This window comes from Dyella sp. OK004 (genome assembly GCF_900114495.1).
In the GTDB taxonomy this organism is placed as follows: domain Bacteria; phylum Pseudomonadota; class Gammaproteobacteria; order Xanthomonadales; family Rhodanobacteraceae; genus Dyella_D.
Genome location: NZ_FOZI01000001.1, coordinates 1,157,537 through 1,172,360, shown reverse-complemented (window position 1 = coordinate 1,172,360; position 14,824 = coordinate 1,157,537). Strand labels below are relative to the sequence as shown.

Sequence of the window (14,824 nt, the reverse complement as noted above, 5' to 3'; positions counted from 1 at the left end):
GAACCGCAACGAGCAAGCCGCCTCTGCATTCCAACGTCAGCGGATCATGCGTGGCTGTTGCTGCCGTAGGGTCTTCCTGCGTGGCAGGAAGTGCGTCGTCACGCGCGAGCACGCACGCCACCGCATCCACTGCGATAGCGATGCCGGTGAGCTTGATGGATCGGCGTTGTCGCGCCTCTCTACTCGCGCTTGAGTGTGTGCGTGCGCGGCGGGGCGAAGGGCTGGGTTGGTCGCCGGGGGGATCCGACAGGCGAGCGGGTGCCGTATGATCGGGCTTAGCCACAATCAACTCCTTAGCAGTTGGTTTGGTTAGCGGGTCGTGTGAGCTCCTACTCCCACGATCCGCGCTTCTTCACAGCATCGCTGCCATGGTCACCGACGTAGCCCTGTTAGAGACGGCGTCGGTGACTGGCCGAACGTAGCAAACGCATCGACGGATGTCTGTCAGGTTTCGCTGTCCACGCGTTGCGCCAAGTTGTGGGCACGTGCGTCGCTGCCGCTAACCCAACAACTCCTTTGAGTAGCCACCCAGCTGGCGAATCTCGACTTCAAGCGTCCATGCCTCGCCGTGCGCGAGCAGGAAGCGCTTCATCCACGCCACGGCCTCGTCCCGCGACGGCGCCTCCAGCATGAAATAGCCGCCCACCACTTCCTTGCTCTCGGTGAACGGGCCATCCGTCACTTTGATCTTGCCCTTGGTGGTGCGGATGCGCGCCGCCTCGGACGTCGGCAGCAAGCCGTCGGTTTCCACCAGCACGCCGGCGGCCTGCATCTCTTTGATCAGCTTGCCCATCTCGTTCATCAACCGCTCGTCGGGCTGCTGGCCGGAGTTTTCGTCGACTTTGATTAGGACCAGGTAGCGCATGGGGGTCTCCTTGGGTGATTGGGGGTGAGAGCCTAAGGGTGGCTTTCAGGAGGGCGACGAATGGCGCGGGGGTGGATCGACAGTGGGCGACCAGCGCGTCTGGGAGAACGAAGTCATCATTCCTTTGCAGGGTACGGAGACAATGGTGTCGGTCTCTGATCCATCGGGGACGTTCTGCGAAGTCGGCAATGTCGCGATCCCATCAAGGAGCGGGTATGAGCAGTCGAATCGTGTGGAGAGCCGGCTTGGTCTTGCTGGCGCTGGGTATAGGTCTGGGCAGCCGCCGGGCCGCAAATGCCTGTGATGTGCCTGCACCGTTGAAAACCATCGATCCACCGGGTTTCTACGATGATGCCGCCGGCTACGCGGAGGCAGTCAAGCCGATGCGCGGCTTCATCGCCAAACTCAACAAGACCGCGGATACAGGGCAATGGTCCTGCACGCTCGACCTGCTGGATGGTTGGGCCAAGGCGGACGCTCTGATGGGGCCTATCGCCGGCTACCAGGGCTACTACGAGCGATCATGGGCGGGGACGGACTTTGCGCTGGTGCTGCTGCGCATGCCGTCGGATGTCAGAGATGCCAACGCCAGCCGGCTGGCCGATATCAACACGTGGCTGACGCACATCGCCGTGGCCACGCGCGACGCGGATGCCATCAACCATCTGCACAACAACCTCGTCTATTGGGCCGGCCTGAACCTGGTCGCCATCGGCACCGTCGCCCATCAACCCGAGCTGATCGACGCCGGCCTCGCCCGTGCGCGCGAGGGCATTCACGACATCGGCCCCAACGGCGCGCTGGAGCGCGAGGTCAAACGCGGTGATCGCGCACTGCATTACCACACGTTTGCGCTGATCCCCCTCGTCTTCACCGCCGAACTCGCGCGGCGGCAACACATCGATCTCTATCAGGAAAACAACCACGCCATTGCGCGGCTGGCCAACCTGGTGACTGATGCCGTCATCGACCCCAACAGCTTCGCGAAGATCACGCCGATCAAGCAGCAGCTGTTCCCGTGGACGCTGCAGGATGAGCTTTCGTGGATGGAGCCGTATTACGCGCACACCAAGGATTCGCGGTTGCCGGCGCTGATGGCGCCGCGAAGGCCGTTTAGTGAGTGGATGCTTGGGGGTGATGTTACGGTGGCGTGGGGCGTGGCGTTGTCGGGGGGTGAAAGGAACTGATGAGCTAAGAAAGTAAGGAAGCGAGGGGATCAGAGTCCTCTCGTCCTTTGGGGTAAAAAAGGACTCTGTCGGGATGTTCAGCATTGTCATGGACATAAGGGAGTTCGTGCGCCTGTCCTGGGAGCGCAAGGAAGGCAGCAAGGCCAGAATCTCGAAAGCTATGGAAGCGCCGTTCGCGAAACCACAGGGGGCAACATGACATTGCAGTCGACGAAGCCGTACTTGATCGAAATTCTGAGCGACCAGGAGAACAAGGTCATCGCATTAACCGGCAAGTGGGGCACAGGGAAAAGCCATCTCTTGCAAGAAGTGAAAACGGCGTCGGAAGACGAAGCCATCAAAAAGGCGATCTGTGTATCCCTATTTGGCATCTCCGACATGAACCAGCTTTGCCTAAAGATCATTCAAAGCGCGATACCCACCATACAGTCGAGCCAAGCAACCTGGAACAAAGTAGCGGCCACGCTGAGTGGTTTGAGAAAGGTAGCCGTGGGGTTCAATAAAGGTTTTTCGGTGCTCGACGACCTTGCCCAACTTGCTCTTCCCGCGATCCTCAAAGACCGGGTTCTCGTCCTGGACGATATTGAGCGAAAGCACGAAAAGCTCTCCATCGATGAAATTCTCGGCTTCATCGACGAGTTCACCGAACTCTACGGGGCAAGAATCATCCTTATTTTGAACAGCGACCAGCTCTCCGACAAAGACATGTGGGAAAAGCTGCGCGAAAAAGTCATTGACCAAGAAGTTCGGCTCGACACCTCTTCCGCCGAGGCCTTTGATATTGCCTCGCGCCTTACGCCGACGCGATACGGAGGCGCAATCAAGCATGCCGTTGAAACGATCAAGCTCACCAATATACGAATCGTGCGAAAGGTCATCCGCGCCATTAACAGAATTCTCGGCACCCGTGACCAGCTACCCGAAGCCGTGCTTGGGCGCATGATCCCGTCCACCGTCCTACTGTCAGCCATTCACTACAAGGGCATTGAAGACGGCCCGCCCATCGAATTTGTATTGCAGGCCGGTTCATCGAAAGAATTGGTGGAGAGATCAAGAAAAATTGTCGCCCAGCCCGTTCAAGATGAGCACCAAGCAAAATGGAAGCTGCTCGTTCATCAGCTCGGCATCAATTCAAGCGATGAATACGAACTGCTTGTGGCCGACTATCTTGATACTGGACTACTTGATGAGGACGCAGTCGACTTGATCGTTAGTCGCTACGTCGCCGAGTCCGATGCGCTGAATATGCTTCGTCGCGTGCACCAGTTTCGCGAGCACGTGATTTGGCATCACAAGCTGTCCAATAACGACCTATTGGTTGAGGCTCGAACGCTGGCGAACGACGCAGATAGGATCGATCCCTACACGGTGACATCTCTGCACGAGCTTCTCTGCGAAATTCCCGGTGGAGACATCATTGGCGACATCATGGTAGAAAAATGGATCGCCGCATTTGCAAAGCGCTCCGACCACGGCTCGATAGATCGAGATTTCTTTCGCCGAAAACTGCATCCAAGAATTGAGGCGGAATTCGACGCATTGGCGGATGAAGTGGAGGCAAAGACCACTCTTTACGATGCTTGTGCGCACATCGCCAACCACCACTCCTGGGGAACTCGACAGGAGGTCGCCATGCGAGGATCCACGGTTCACGATCACGAAATGACGATCAAATCGCTAGAGGTCGAGGAGTTCAAGCTATTCATGTCGGCGATGATTGACATGTGCGTGAACTCAGCGACCTATATTAAGCATTTCGGAAGTGCCATGGACCGTTTTACTGAAGCCTGTCGAAATATTTGCTCAGACCCAAATTCGGGACGCCTCGCTCAGATCATCCGGTTGCTTTTTGACGATGCAAAGCTTGCATCCGCACTAACGTCATCGATTGAGAACACGGCGTGACGAATGCTAATCGGCAGCCCAACAGAGTCCAATGACTGCTCCAAAGCTGACGCACGGCAGCAGGCCGCTGCCCTACCAGTTCGGTAGGCACTCAAAAGGAAGAGTCCGAATGTTCAAGGCAAAAACGGTGTTCGTCGTGGGCGCTGGCGCCAGTGCGGAGCTTGGCTTGCCTATTGGAATACAGCTCAAAGAGCAGATATCCACCCTGCTCAACTTTCATTTTCAGAACGGCCAACGCGTTCAGGGCGGCGACGACCTTATCTATGAGGCTTGCTATATTTCTGCACGGGCTAAATCAACCCAGGTTGTAGATATCAACCCCTACATCAAAGCGGGCCGGACGATTCAGCGCGCCATGCCGGTCTCGATATCAATCGACAATTGCCTTGAACAACACAACGACGACGAAATCGTCGAGCTGATGGGGAAGCTTGCCATCGTTCGAGCGATCCTCAATGCTGAAAAGCAAAGCGCGCTCTATCTTGACCGTCGAACAAGGATCGAGGTGAGTCTCGCGAACCCGAAAATTCAGGCTTCATGGTACGTCGCCCTATTTAAGAAGCTCACAGAGAGTGTCCCAAGGGACAAGATAGACACGATTTTTAAAGACGTCTCTTTCGTCATATTTAACTATGACCGTTGTGTAGAGAGCTTCTTGCATACTGCATTGCAGGCTGCATATGGAATTGATGAGGCCCGTGCCGGGAAGGTGCTCGCCGCTGTGGAATTCATCCATCCATACGGCGCTGTTGGTGCACTCCCATGGCAATCCGAGAACATACGCAAGGTAGAGTACGGTGGCGAAGTAGACGCCGAGATGTTGCGCCGATTGGCAACTGGTATTCGGACCTACTCAGAGCAAGCGGAGTCCGGCGAAGTTCTGGAAAGACTGCATCGCTGTATGCAAGAGGCCGCGACGGCGGTCTACTTGGGCTTTGCTTTCCACCCACAAAATATGGCGATGCTTCACGTCCCAAAGGACGGGCGCGCGCAACGAGTGTTTGGGACAGCAATGGGCGCATCGAAAAGTGATCGCGAAATCATTTCGAGTGCCATCCGAAGTTCGTTAAATCCTGACCTACGAATACCAGCCGATCTCGGAGACTTTGCGTGCGCGCAATTGTTCCACGAGTACTCGCGAAGCATTGCACAGGCCTAGACGGTTGGATGAGATCATGGTGCGACCCGTTGATTCTGAGCCAACATCAACTCCGATGTCTTCGCGTGTCGTTTCTCATCAATGGAAGTCCCTTGACCGCGCATCAAGTCCTCCAAGTAGCCCACTGAGGTTCAACAGATGGTGTGCGATAAGGTGACTGATCCCACCCACCACCTGCCACTGCCCCTCGACGCCGACCGGTTGCGATTCGAGCAGTTCGCGCAGTTGCGCTGCTTTGCATCTAGGAGATTTACAGAATGCCACCACGCAACATGCTGCTAAGCGATATCCAACATGCCCTTCTTGACGGCGTGGAAGGGGAAACCATTTTTCATGGTCCTTACCTCAACCTACTCATGGAAGAAGAACATCGGAGACATAACGCCCTTCTCGCCAAGCTCGGCGCCGGAAAAGACGACAGGTCGCAGGCTATTGTCTCGGCGATGGTCTGTGAAGCGTATTTAGACCGAATGCTCGCTGTCGTTTTTCCGCGATATCACGATGACATTCTGGACGACTCGAAGCTATTCACATTCAGCATGAAGATTAGGATGTTGCAAGCGTTGTGCATCGTTCCAATATTTATCACGAAGGCCACGAATCTGCTTCGCGCGGCACGCAATGCGTTTGCGCACGATTTGGAGCTTGACCGCATTTCAGGCTTGCCAAAGAAACTGCAACAGCAGATGCGTACCTTGTACGAATCTCGCTGGCCGGGAAGTGGAGCAAGTGATTTTGATGAAGTGTTCTTCAATATTGTCGAGCTTGCGACCGCAAGCCTGATCGCTTACTACGTGTGCCTGCACGACTTCAATACCGCTGTTCGTGCGCCGTCCTTTGAAAAACGACTACGCCTTCGCAGTGAAAAGCGGGCGTCTGAAGCCACTCGCTTTATCCTAGAACACATTCGGACTCGTCCAATAAATCCAGAAGAGCCAAACACAGGAATCTTCGGTTAGTTGCCAGCACCGCAATGTCGACACGTCAAACCGTGCACTGCTATCACCGGCTTAGTATTGCTAACGAGTAACGGGGACCGAGTAACGGGGACGGAGGTAGTTAAGACACAGCCTCCATCCCGCTTCCTTGTCGTCACTACAACTTGAAATTCATACTCAACGTATAAGTCCGCCCATTCTTGTACGCGTTATACGGCTGACTCGGCGATCCGTTGTAGACGAAGTAAGTTTCGTCGAGCAGGTTGTTGCCGTCGAGTTGCACGCGCATGTGGTCGTTGATCTGGTAGCCGATGGAGGCGTCGAGCTGGCGGAAGCGGCCGGTGATCTGCTGGGACTCCAGCGTGCCGATCTGGGTGAAGTAGGGCGAGCGGCGGCTGTAGGTGACGCGCGCGCTCCACGGGCCTTGCTCGTAGTACGGGGTGAGCGTGAAGGCGTTCTTTGAGTTGTATGGCAGCGGGAAGTTGTTGCTGGTGCTGTCGTCGGAGTAGGTGTAGTTGGCGGCCAGGCCAAAGCCGTGGCCGAAGCTGGTCTGGTAGGTCAGCGATATGCCTTTGACCTTGGCTACGCCCGCGTTGGTGGGGGTCACCATCTGGTACACGGTGTTCTGCTGCTGGGTGAGGTTGTAGTAGGTGCGGTTGACGGTGGTGTACAGCACGTAGTCGCTGATGCGGCGGAAGAAAAGCTCGGCGGAGAGCAGGCTGTTTTCGGCGAAGTACCACTCGGCCGATGCGTCGAAGTTGGTGGCCTTGTATGGCTTGAGATTGACGTTGCCGGAGGAGCCGGTTTGTGTGCGGTCGTCCAGCGCTACGTAGGGCGTCATGTCCTGGTAGCGCGGGCGGGCCAGCGTTTTGGCGGCGGCGAAGCGCAGGGTGAGGTCGTCGCGCACGTCGTAGGCGATGTTGAACGACGGCAGCCACTTGCTATAGCGGTTCTTCTGATCCACCGGCTCGTACTGGTTGTTGGCGATGGTGTTGTAACCGGTGATGCCGTTGCGCGTGTGGATGTAGCGCGCGCCAATGTTGCCGCGGTAGTTCTCGCCGCCGAAGTCGCCCTGCAGATAGAAAGCGCGGTTTTGCTCGGAGATGGTGTAGGTGGCCTTGGGGTCCATCGGCGCGTCGGTGAACAGCGTGCTGACGTACTGCTTCAGGCCACCCTTGCTGATCTGCACCCAGCGCGACATGTTGCCCGCCGGGTCCAGGCCGTCGAGATAACCGCTGGGCGTCATGCCGCCTTGCAGGTTGGCCAGGGTCACGCCGCTGTTATCGAGCGTGGGAATGCTGGCGGCGTAGTTGGTCTGGCCGTTGAAATGGTTGCTGCTCTTGATGCCCACTTCCACCGTGTTCAGTGGCCCCAGCGTCAGGTCGTGGCTGAAGTCGGCCTGGAAGTAACGCTCGCGGTCGTAGCTGGGCGCGCGGCTGTAGCCGGCGCCGTGCGCGAACATCTGCGTGGGATCATTCGGGTCGGTGTTGAAGTTGATCTGCGGATGTTGGTTGGCAAGGTTCCAGTTGTAGCCGCCGTAACCGCGGAACTGCAGGCTGTAGATGCCCTGCGAGCCGCCGGAGGAATTGGTGTAGCCGATCTGGCTCGACGCGTTCCAGCCTTCACCGTGCCAGTCGGCGCGCAGTTGCAGGGCGCCGGTGTTGACCTTGGAGAAGCGTTCGTACCCGTCCAGGTAGGTGGGCGCGGTGGCGCCGTACGAACCGCCGGTGGCCACGCCGTTGTTGACGTTGACCGAGGTGGCCGCGGGCGCGCTGCCGGACCAGTCGCCGTAGCGGCTCTGGTTGTAGTTGTCGAACTTCTCGGTGACGTACAGGCCGGTGAAGTTGAGTTCGAATGCCTGGTTCGGTTTCCACTGGATGCCGGTGGCCACGCCGTCGCGCTTGCGGTGCTGCTGGAACAGCGCGGTGTTGATCGCGGTGGGATAAGTGAAGGTGGTGCCCGGTGGCACCACGTTTGGCGGGAACTGGTGATTGGGGTCGGTATCGCTCGGGTCGTTGGCGCGCTGGTAGCCGAAGATCTCCGTGCCTTCGCGGTGAATCACGCGATCGGAATGCATCAGCGAACCAAGCACACCGAAGGTGCCGGCGTCGTTCTTCCAGCTGTAGAGCAGCGAGGCGTTGGGTTTGGCCTTGTCGGCGCGGTCGTTGTAGCTATAGCTGACGGTGCCGGTGAGCGTATTGGCTTTCAGGTCCAGCGGCCGGCGCGTGTTGACGATGACGGTGCCGCCGATGCTGCCTTCGTCGATGCGCGCCTGCGGTGTCTTGTAGACCTCGGCGGTGCCGATGATTTCCGAGGTGAGCAGGCTGTAGTTGAAGGAGCGGCCGTCAGGGTGGTTCGGGTCGCTGGTCCAGTTAGTGGAAGCTACGGTCTGGCCGTTGAGCAGCAGGCGGTTCAACGCGGGATCGGTGCCGAGGATGCTGACCTTGTCGCCTTCGCCGAAGTTGCGGTCCACGCTGATGCCGGGCAAGTGCGAGAGCGATTCGGCGACGTTGGTGTCGGGAAACTTACCGACGTCTTCGGCCGAGATGGCATCCACGATGGAGTCGGCGTTGCGCTTGAGATCCAGCGACTTCTGCAGGCTGGCGCGAATGCCGCTGACGGTAACGGTGCTCAGCTGTTTGGCCTGGTCTTGATTGGCGTTCTGATCGGCGGCCGGCTTCTGTTCGGAGGATGGCTGCGCTGGCGCCTGGCTGTTGCCGGCGTCCTGCGCCATGGCTGTGCCGGCGCAGAACAGCGCGGCAAGAATGCTTATGGCGAGCGTGCTTCTGCGGTAATCCATGTTGGCGTTCCTCCCACCGTGGGTCGTTGCGGCGGCGCCGGGCTTGCACCCGATGCGCCACTCGTTTTTTAGGATGAGCGACACCGCACGGGCCGAAGCCCGCGTGCTGGTCGTTCCGTTTGTATTTGATTGAGCCCCTGATCCCGGGGCCGCTCTGCTTGCTCGTCACTTTGCCGTTGCGATGGCAAAGCGTTGGTCTGCGCTGGTGGCGCTTTCGCCTATTTCCGCAAACCGGGTGACGCGTGGATAAGGGCCACTCCCGTTCGCCCAGAGTGGGCGCAAGTCTTAGGACAGGGGGACAACGTTGTCAACGAAATTTTGTCTCGATCCAAATGGCTATTGTGGCCTTCTAAGCCTTTGACCCGGCTTTATTTAATGTCGCATCGCAATATTTTTCTGGGGCGACTTTGAATCGATCCAAGCCAGGCGCGAAAGTGTGCTTGTTGCGGCGCACAGGTGACTGGTTCTTAAAGGCTGGGAGGTTTGCCGTTGTCCATCGTTATCAATGAAGGACAGAACGGGCGGAAAAGTTGGCTGCCGTTGGCGAGTGATTACGCAATGCGGAGTGGCCTGATCGGTGCCGAATTTCAATACGCGAGCTGTTGACTCCCTCCCCTGTTTACAGGGGAGGGTTGGGGAGGGGTGAGTACTTGAGAAAGCGTTTCGGAGAGGCTTTCGCAAGGGCTCACCGCCTCCCGGCCTCCCCCTGTCCCACGGGACTAGCTTCGCGTCGCGAGCAGGGGGAGGAGAAAGGCGCGCTTAGCTGAGATTCGACGTTAATCAGTCTGGTGGTGGATTGTGGGCAACCCATTTCGATGGCTATGCAACCAACCGAAGTTGATGGCCACGGGTCCCAACCATCACTCATAGCGGGAGGCGAGAGCAGTAACTCTGCTCTAAAGCCCCACCTCAATGCCTTACCCCATCCACATGCGCTCGCAACGCATCCACAAACACTTTCACCTTGAGCGCTCGCTGCGTCGAGGCGGGGAACACGGCATAGATGCCACCCTCGGGAAGCTTCCATTGCGGCAACACGCGAATTAGCCGGCCGGCCTCGATGTCCTGGCTTACGGTGAAATCGGTCATGACGCCAAAGCCGGCGCCGGCCAGCACGACCTGCTTTAGCGCGACCACCGAGTCGGCGGTAAACACGGGGTTGAACACGACCTCTTCGGATTCACTCTGTGGCCCGACGAAGGTCCACTGCACGGGCTTGCTGAGTACCGAGAATCCCGCCATCGGCCGCCCCGCCAGTTCACGCGGCGACGCCGGCAAGCCACCGGCGCGCAGCAGCGCCGGGCTGGCGACTAGCCACAAGGCAAAGCTGCCTAGTTTCACCGCTTGATGACTGGAGTCGGTCAGCCAGCCGAGACGGATGCCGACGTCGACACGCTCGGCGACCAGATCCAATACGTGGTCGGCGGTGATGAGTTCGATGCGCAGTGCGGGATGTGCCTGGGTCAATGCGGCGGCGACCGGTGCGACGACGGTGGCGGCGTAATCCATCGGCGCGGTGACGCGCAGGGTGCCGGTGACTTCGCCGCCGTGGCAGCGCGCGGATTCAATCGCCGCTTCGGCTTGTTCGATGATGGCGCGGCTTGCTTCATAGAAAGCCCTGCCGGCCTCGGTCAGGCTCAGGCTGCGCGTGGTGCGCACAATCAACGTGGCGCGAAGCTCCGTCTCCAGTTTTTGGATATGCGTGGTGACCAGCGCCTTGGCGACATTGAGCCGTCGCGCGGCGCCGGCCAAGGTTCCTGCTTCGACGACGGCGACGAACACGGCCAGCCGGTTGAGATTGATACCGCTGACTTCGCTCATGGGGTCGTTCGCTCGGAGTGAATGGTGTATTCGGCGTGGGGATCTTACGGGCACCGAGCATTCTCTCCATCATGCGCGCACCTCGACGCCAAAGAATTCGCCACGATGAACATCCCGCAGATCGCCCATCACTACGTCGATGTCGACGGTATCCGTGTTTTCTATCGGGAAGCCGGCCCCAAGGACGCACCGACCTTGTTGTTGCTGCACGGGTTTCCGTCCTCGTCGCACCAGTACCGCCGCCTGATGGAGGCACTGGGTGATCGCTATCACCTGATTGCGCCGGACTATCCCGGCTTTGGCCACAGCGATGCCCCGGTCCCTGCGACGCTGGGCGGGCCGTTTGCCTATAGCTTCGATGGCCTGGCCGATGTGATGGAGGGTTTCTGTCGCGCCATCGGCTTGAGTCGCTTCGTGGCTTATATGTTCGACTTCGGTGCGCCGGTGGGTTTTCGCCTGGCGATGCGGCATCCGGAATGGATCGAGGGTCTGGTGATCCAGAACGGCAACGCTTACACGGCGGGCCTCAGCCCGATTGCGCAGGAATTCACGGCGATGAAGCCGGGCGTGAAGGGTGCCGAGGAAGGCGTGCTCGGTCTGTTGACGCTGGAGATGACGCGGAGCCAGTACCTCACCGGCGCGGCGCATCCGGAGTTGATCGCGCCGGATGGCTGGACCATGGATCAGCACTTTCTCGACCTGCCCGGCCGCGCGCAGATCCAGATCGATCTTGCCTTGAACTATCACTCCAACGTTGCCCTGTATCCGTCATGGCAGGCGTGGCTGCGCGAGCACCGGCCGCCCACGCTGATCTTCTGGGGCTGTGGCGATCCGTTCTTTGTGGAGGCTGGCGCCAAGGCGTATCTGGACGACGTGCCGGATGCCGAACTGCATCTGCTGGATACCGGGCACTTCGCGCTGGAAGAATGTTTGCCCACGATCGCTCCGCTGATGGCGGACTTTGTCGAGCGCATCGGCAAGCATGACTAACTCATTGTCAGGACCAGAGCACGGTCCTGTTTCACCAACATCGGTAGCTTGCAGCCTTTTCCCCAGAGGATTTCACACGCATGAAAGTGGTTCTTACCTTGGTGGGTGGTCCGACCGCCCTGATCGAAGTCGCCGGCACGAGACTCCTGACTGATCCGACGTTCGATGAACCGCAAGCCTACGATGCGGGAACCATCACCTTGGTCAAACAGACGGGGCCGGCGACGGATCCGGCGTCGCTGCTGCCTATCGACGCGGTGCTGCTCAGCCATGACCACCATTGGGACAATCTCGACCGTTCGGGGCGCGCATTTCTTGCGCAGGCACCACGCGTGTTGACCACGCCTGCGGGCGCGTCCCGGCTTGGCGGCAGTGTTGAGGGAATGGCGACCTGGGAAAGCGTGACGGTTCATGGGCCTGACAAGGGCAGCGTGCGCGTGACGGCGACGCCTGCGCGGCATGGCCCGGTGGGCATCGAACCGATCAGCGGCGATGTCGTGGGTTTTGTGCTGACGCCCGACGATGACAGCGGCAGCATCTACGTATCGGGCGATACCGTTTGGTATGAAGGTGTCGCCGCGATCAAGGATAGGTTCGACATCCGGCTGGCGATTCTTTTCACTGGCGCAGCGCAACCGCGCGGCACGTTCCATATGACGATGGGCAGCAACGACGCCATCGAGTTTGCGCATGCGTTTCCGCAGGCGCACATCGTTGCGATTCACAACGAAGGCTGGGAGCATTTCAAGGAAAGCCAGGGCGAGCTCGCCCGCTCGTTTGCGACGGTAGGTCTTGCCAGCCGGCTGACGAGTCTTGAGCGGGGCGTTCCGGTTGCCTTTGAGATCTGATGAGGATGGCTATGTCCTTTCCTATTTGCGCTACGTGTGGAACGCAGTTCGCCGAATCCGTCAGCCCGCCGGCCGCTTGTCCGATCTGTGAGGATGAGCGGCAGTACGTTGGTTGGTCTGGCCAGATTTGGACCAACCATGAAGCGCTGAGCGCCAAGTACAAGCTTCACCTCGACGAAGAAGCGAGGCTGCTGACGATTGGCCTGGAGCCCGCTTTCGCCATCAATCAGCGGGCGCTTTATTTACCCACGGACGCAGGCAACATTTTGTGGGAGTGCCTGAGCCTGGTAACGCCGGAAGCCGTCGCCGCGATCAAGGCGCGCGGCGGGCTGGACTACATCGTGATCTCGCATCCGCATTTCTACGCCTCCATGGTGGAATGGAGTGAGGCTTTGGGTGGCGTGCCGATTCTGCTGCATGAAGCCGACAAAGCGTGGGTGCTGAGGCCGTCGCCGCATATCCGGTTCTGGAGTGGCGATGAGTACAAGCTTTCGGACACGGTGACGCTGATTCGCTGCGGCGGTCATTTTGACGGCAGCACCGCGCTTCACTGGAAACGCGGGCGCGAAGGTGGCGCGCTGTTTCCGGGCGACGCTCTGCAGGTGGTGATGGATCGCCGCCACGTCACCTTTATGTATAGCTACCCCAACTACATTCCGATGCGGCCGGGCGATGTCAGGCACATTCAGTCGCGCATGCAGGGCTACGAGTTCACTGATCTGTTCGGCTTCAGTGCGAGGCGGAACATCATTGGCGGCGCGCGTGAGGCCGTGGACCGTTCCTTCGATCGCTACTTCAAGGCTATTGCCGAGTAGCGATGGTGCGACGCGCGCTGAAGCGGATGCCGTTGGATCGCGTCAATCGACGGCGCGATCTGCCGGGCTATTCGCTACTCCCTGGCGCGATGGGATCAAGTACGCCATCAATGACTGCAGGTGTACCGCTGGGGGGAAGCTTGTCGTGGTACTGCTGCATATAGGCGGAAGCGCAGGCCCGTTGCAGGTTGTACCCCGCCTCCATCTTCATCCACGCGGGTGGCCACGCGGCGACGGCCTGGCAATGATCCTTCAGTATCGACGGATCGGCTTCCCGCCCTAGCATGCCGCGGTAGCGCAGCGTGATGAGCTGGGCCTGGATGGTTTCAGCGATCTCGTCGTAGAACGGCTGGTTGTAGACGTAGGCATTGAATTCGGTGCTGTTCAACGCGGCGGCGATGCGCGGGTCCACCGAGAGTGCGGCTGCTTTGCGCAGGTACGTCTCTGCCTGGGTTGGGTCGGAGGTCATCATCGTTCCCCCTTTGTACAAGTAGGCCCTCATCAGGATCGGCATCTGCGACGGTTGGGGATGGTCGCCCCACCACGCGATGACTTGCTCGACGCTGCGCTCAAAAGCGGCATGCTCGGCTTCCTTGCTGAGCTTTTCGGGCAAGTAGCAACCCAGGACACAGTGGGCGACCGTCGCGGGGTCGTTTGCCTGCAGCCGGCGCCAGGTATCCGCGCGACGCGATCTGTCGCGCTGGTTGTCGATGGCATTGGACGCTAGGCCAATGGGTACCGCAGGCACGATCAGCGCGGCATACATGGCATTGCAGCCGAACGAATGGCTGGTGGAAAGGATGTTGCAGTTGTTGGTGGCGCAGCCAGCGAGCAACAGACTCGATGCGATGGCCATGCGGCGCAGGCGTTTGGAAAATCCCTTTTGCATCGTCTGGCTCACGTCTCGCATTAGTCCGTTAGGGAGAGCGGAGGCGACCGACTGCTGGCGGAGGTCCGATCCGCCGGATCATGCCGGTCGCTTAGGTGCTGAAGTTTACGGCTTGCTCAGCGCTTGTCAGGGGTCACCTGGCCGCCACAACCCGCATAGCATCGCCGATAGTCGGCATCGCATGAAAGCGTGTTGGCGGAATTGCCGCAGTAGTTGGCGCTGGAGGAGTTGTTGCAGGTTCGGGCTTCCGCGTCCGATGAGGCGCGCTCGAGGCACTTCTTCAAGGTGATTGACCGATCCACCTCGCAAGAGCGCGCCCTGCGGTCCGCGGAATACTGCGCGTCGCCGACACAGGCCTGATGCCCAGTTTCACAGGTCATCACGCATTGGCGGCCGGTTTCAGTGGTGGGCGGAACGTATTGGTAAGTAGTGCAGGCGGCCTGCGCGAGGATCAGCCCCAGGCAGCCAAGCAGACGAAAACCCAACCCCTTATTGAACCGACGAAAGATGATCTTTGCCTGATTCCGCATGGGCGTAGCTCCGTGAGATGTTCAAGAACGATCGTTGGTTTTCGATGACATCGTCTTGTGCTTCTTCAGCAGGTGTC

12 protein-coding genes are annotated in these 14,824 nt (G+C 59.1%); 7 read left to right on the top strand and 5 right to left on the bottom strand.

The window, feature by feature from the left end; translation table 11 throughout:
- Positions 1 to 499 precede the first annotated feature (499 nt).
- Entirely contained in the window at positions 500 to 865 is a 366-nt protein-coding gene (locus BM338_RS05205) for a YciI family protein (protein WP_090449735.1), read from the bottom strand.
- Between the two features lie 215 nt (positions 866 to 1,080).
- Between BM338_RS05205 and BM338_RS05200 the strand changes: the two genes are divergently transcribed.
- The 4 genes from BM338_RS05200 to BM338_RS05185 all read left to right on the top strand — a co-directional run bounded on the left by BM338_RS05200 (position 1,081) and on the right by BM338_RS05185 (position 6,075).
- Positions 1,081 to 2,052: an alginate lyase family protein gene (locus tag BM338_RS05200; protein ID WP_090449734.1), complete on the top strand. Its 972-nt coding sequence runs from the start codon at positions 1,081 to 1,083 to the stop codon at positions 2,050 to 2,052.
- A gap of 222 nt (positions 2,053 to 2,274) precedes the next feature.
- A complete protein-coding gene (locus BM338_RS05195) occupies positions 2,275 to 3,957 on the top strand; it encodes a P-loop NTPase fold protein (protein WP_177229230.1) in 1,683 nt (560 codons plus the stop codon).
- Between the two features lie 109 nt (positions 3,958 to 4,066).
- Complete coding sequence (locus BM338_RS05190) at positions 4,067 to 5,116, top strand: hypothetical protein (RefSeq protein ID WP_090449732.1); 1,050 nt, start codon at positions 4,067 to 4,069, stop codon at positions 5,114 to 5,116.
- A 257-nt stretch (positions 5,117 to 5,373) separates the two neighbouring features.
- Complete coding sequence (locus BM338_RS05185) at positions 5,374 to 6,075, top strand: hypothetical protein (RefSeq protein WP_143109252.1); 702 nt, start codon at positions 5,374 to 5,376, stop codon at positions 6,073 to 6,075.
- Between the two features lie 136 nt (positions 6,076 to 6,211).
- Here BM338_RS05185 and BM338_RS05180 read toward each other — a convergent pair whose 3' ends face one another.
- Complete coding sequence (locus tag BM338_RS05180; RefSeq protein ID WP_090449730.1) at positions 6,212 to 8,854, bottom strand: TonB-dependent receptor; 2,643 nt, start codon at positions 8,852 to 8,854, stop codon at positions 6,212 to 6,214.
- Positions 8,855 to 9,763: 909 nt separating this feature from the next.
- The gene (locus BM338_RS05175; protein WP_090449729.1) at positions 9,764 to 10,675 is read right to left on the bottom strand and encodes a LysR family transcriptional regulator; all 912 of its coding nucleotides are present in this window, start codon (positions 10,673 to 10,675) and stop codon (positions 9,764 to 9,766) included.
- A 105-nt stretch (positions 10,676 to 10,780) separates the two neighbouring features.
- Here BM338_RS05175 and BM338_RS05170 point away from each other — a divergent pair, with 105 nt between their 5' ends.
- From BM338_RS05170 to BM338_RS05160, 3 genes are all read left to right on the top strand, one after another.
- Positions 10,781 to 11,665: an alpha/beta fold hydrolase gene (locus tag BM338_RS05170; RefSeq protein ID WP_090449728.1), complete on the top strand. Its 885-nt coding sequence runs from the start codon at positions 10,781 to 10,783 to the stop codon at positions 11,663 to 11,665.
- Between the two features lie 80 nt (positions 11,666 to 11,745).
- Positions 11,746 to 12,513: an MBL fold metallo-hydrolase gene (locus tag BM338_RS05165; protein ID WP_090449727.1), complete on the top strand. Its 768-nt coding sequence runs from the start codon at positions 11,746 to 11,748 to the stop codon at positions 12,511 to 12,513.
- A gap of 11 nt (positions 12,514 to 12,524) precedes the next feature.
- Positions 12,525 to 13,328 carry an MBL fold metallo-hydrolase gene (locus tag BM338_RS05160; RefSeq protein ID WP_090449726.1) on the top strand — a complete coding sequence of 268 codons (804 nt, stop codon included), beginning with the start codon at positions 12,525 to 12,527 and terminating at the stop codon, positions 13,326 to 13,328.
- 67 nt (positions 13,329 to 13,395) lie between these two features.
- On the opposite strand, the gene BM338_RS05155 is transcribed toward BM338_RS05160, so the two are convergent.
- Both BM338_RS05155 and BM338_RS05150 read right to left on the bottom strand, forming a co-directional pair.
- The gene (locus BM338_RS05155) at positions 13,396 to 14,217 is read right to left on the bottom strand and encodes a hypothetical protein (protein ID WP_090449725.1); all 822 of its coding nucleotides are present in this window, start codon (positions 14,215 to 14,217) and stop codon (positions 13,396 to 13,398) included.
- 116 nt (positions 14,218 to 14,333) lie between these two features.
- The gene (locus BM338_RS05150; RefSeq protein ID WP_090449724.1) at positions 14,334 to 14,747 is read right to left on the bottom strand and encodes a hypothetical protein; all 414 of its coding nucleotides are present in this window, start codon (positions 14,745 to 14,747) and stop codon (positions 14,334 to 14,336) included.
- Between the last annotated feature and the right edge of the window lie 77 nt (positions 14,748 to 14,824).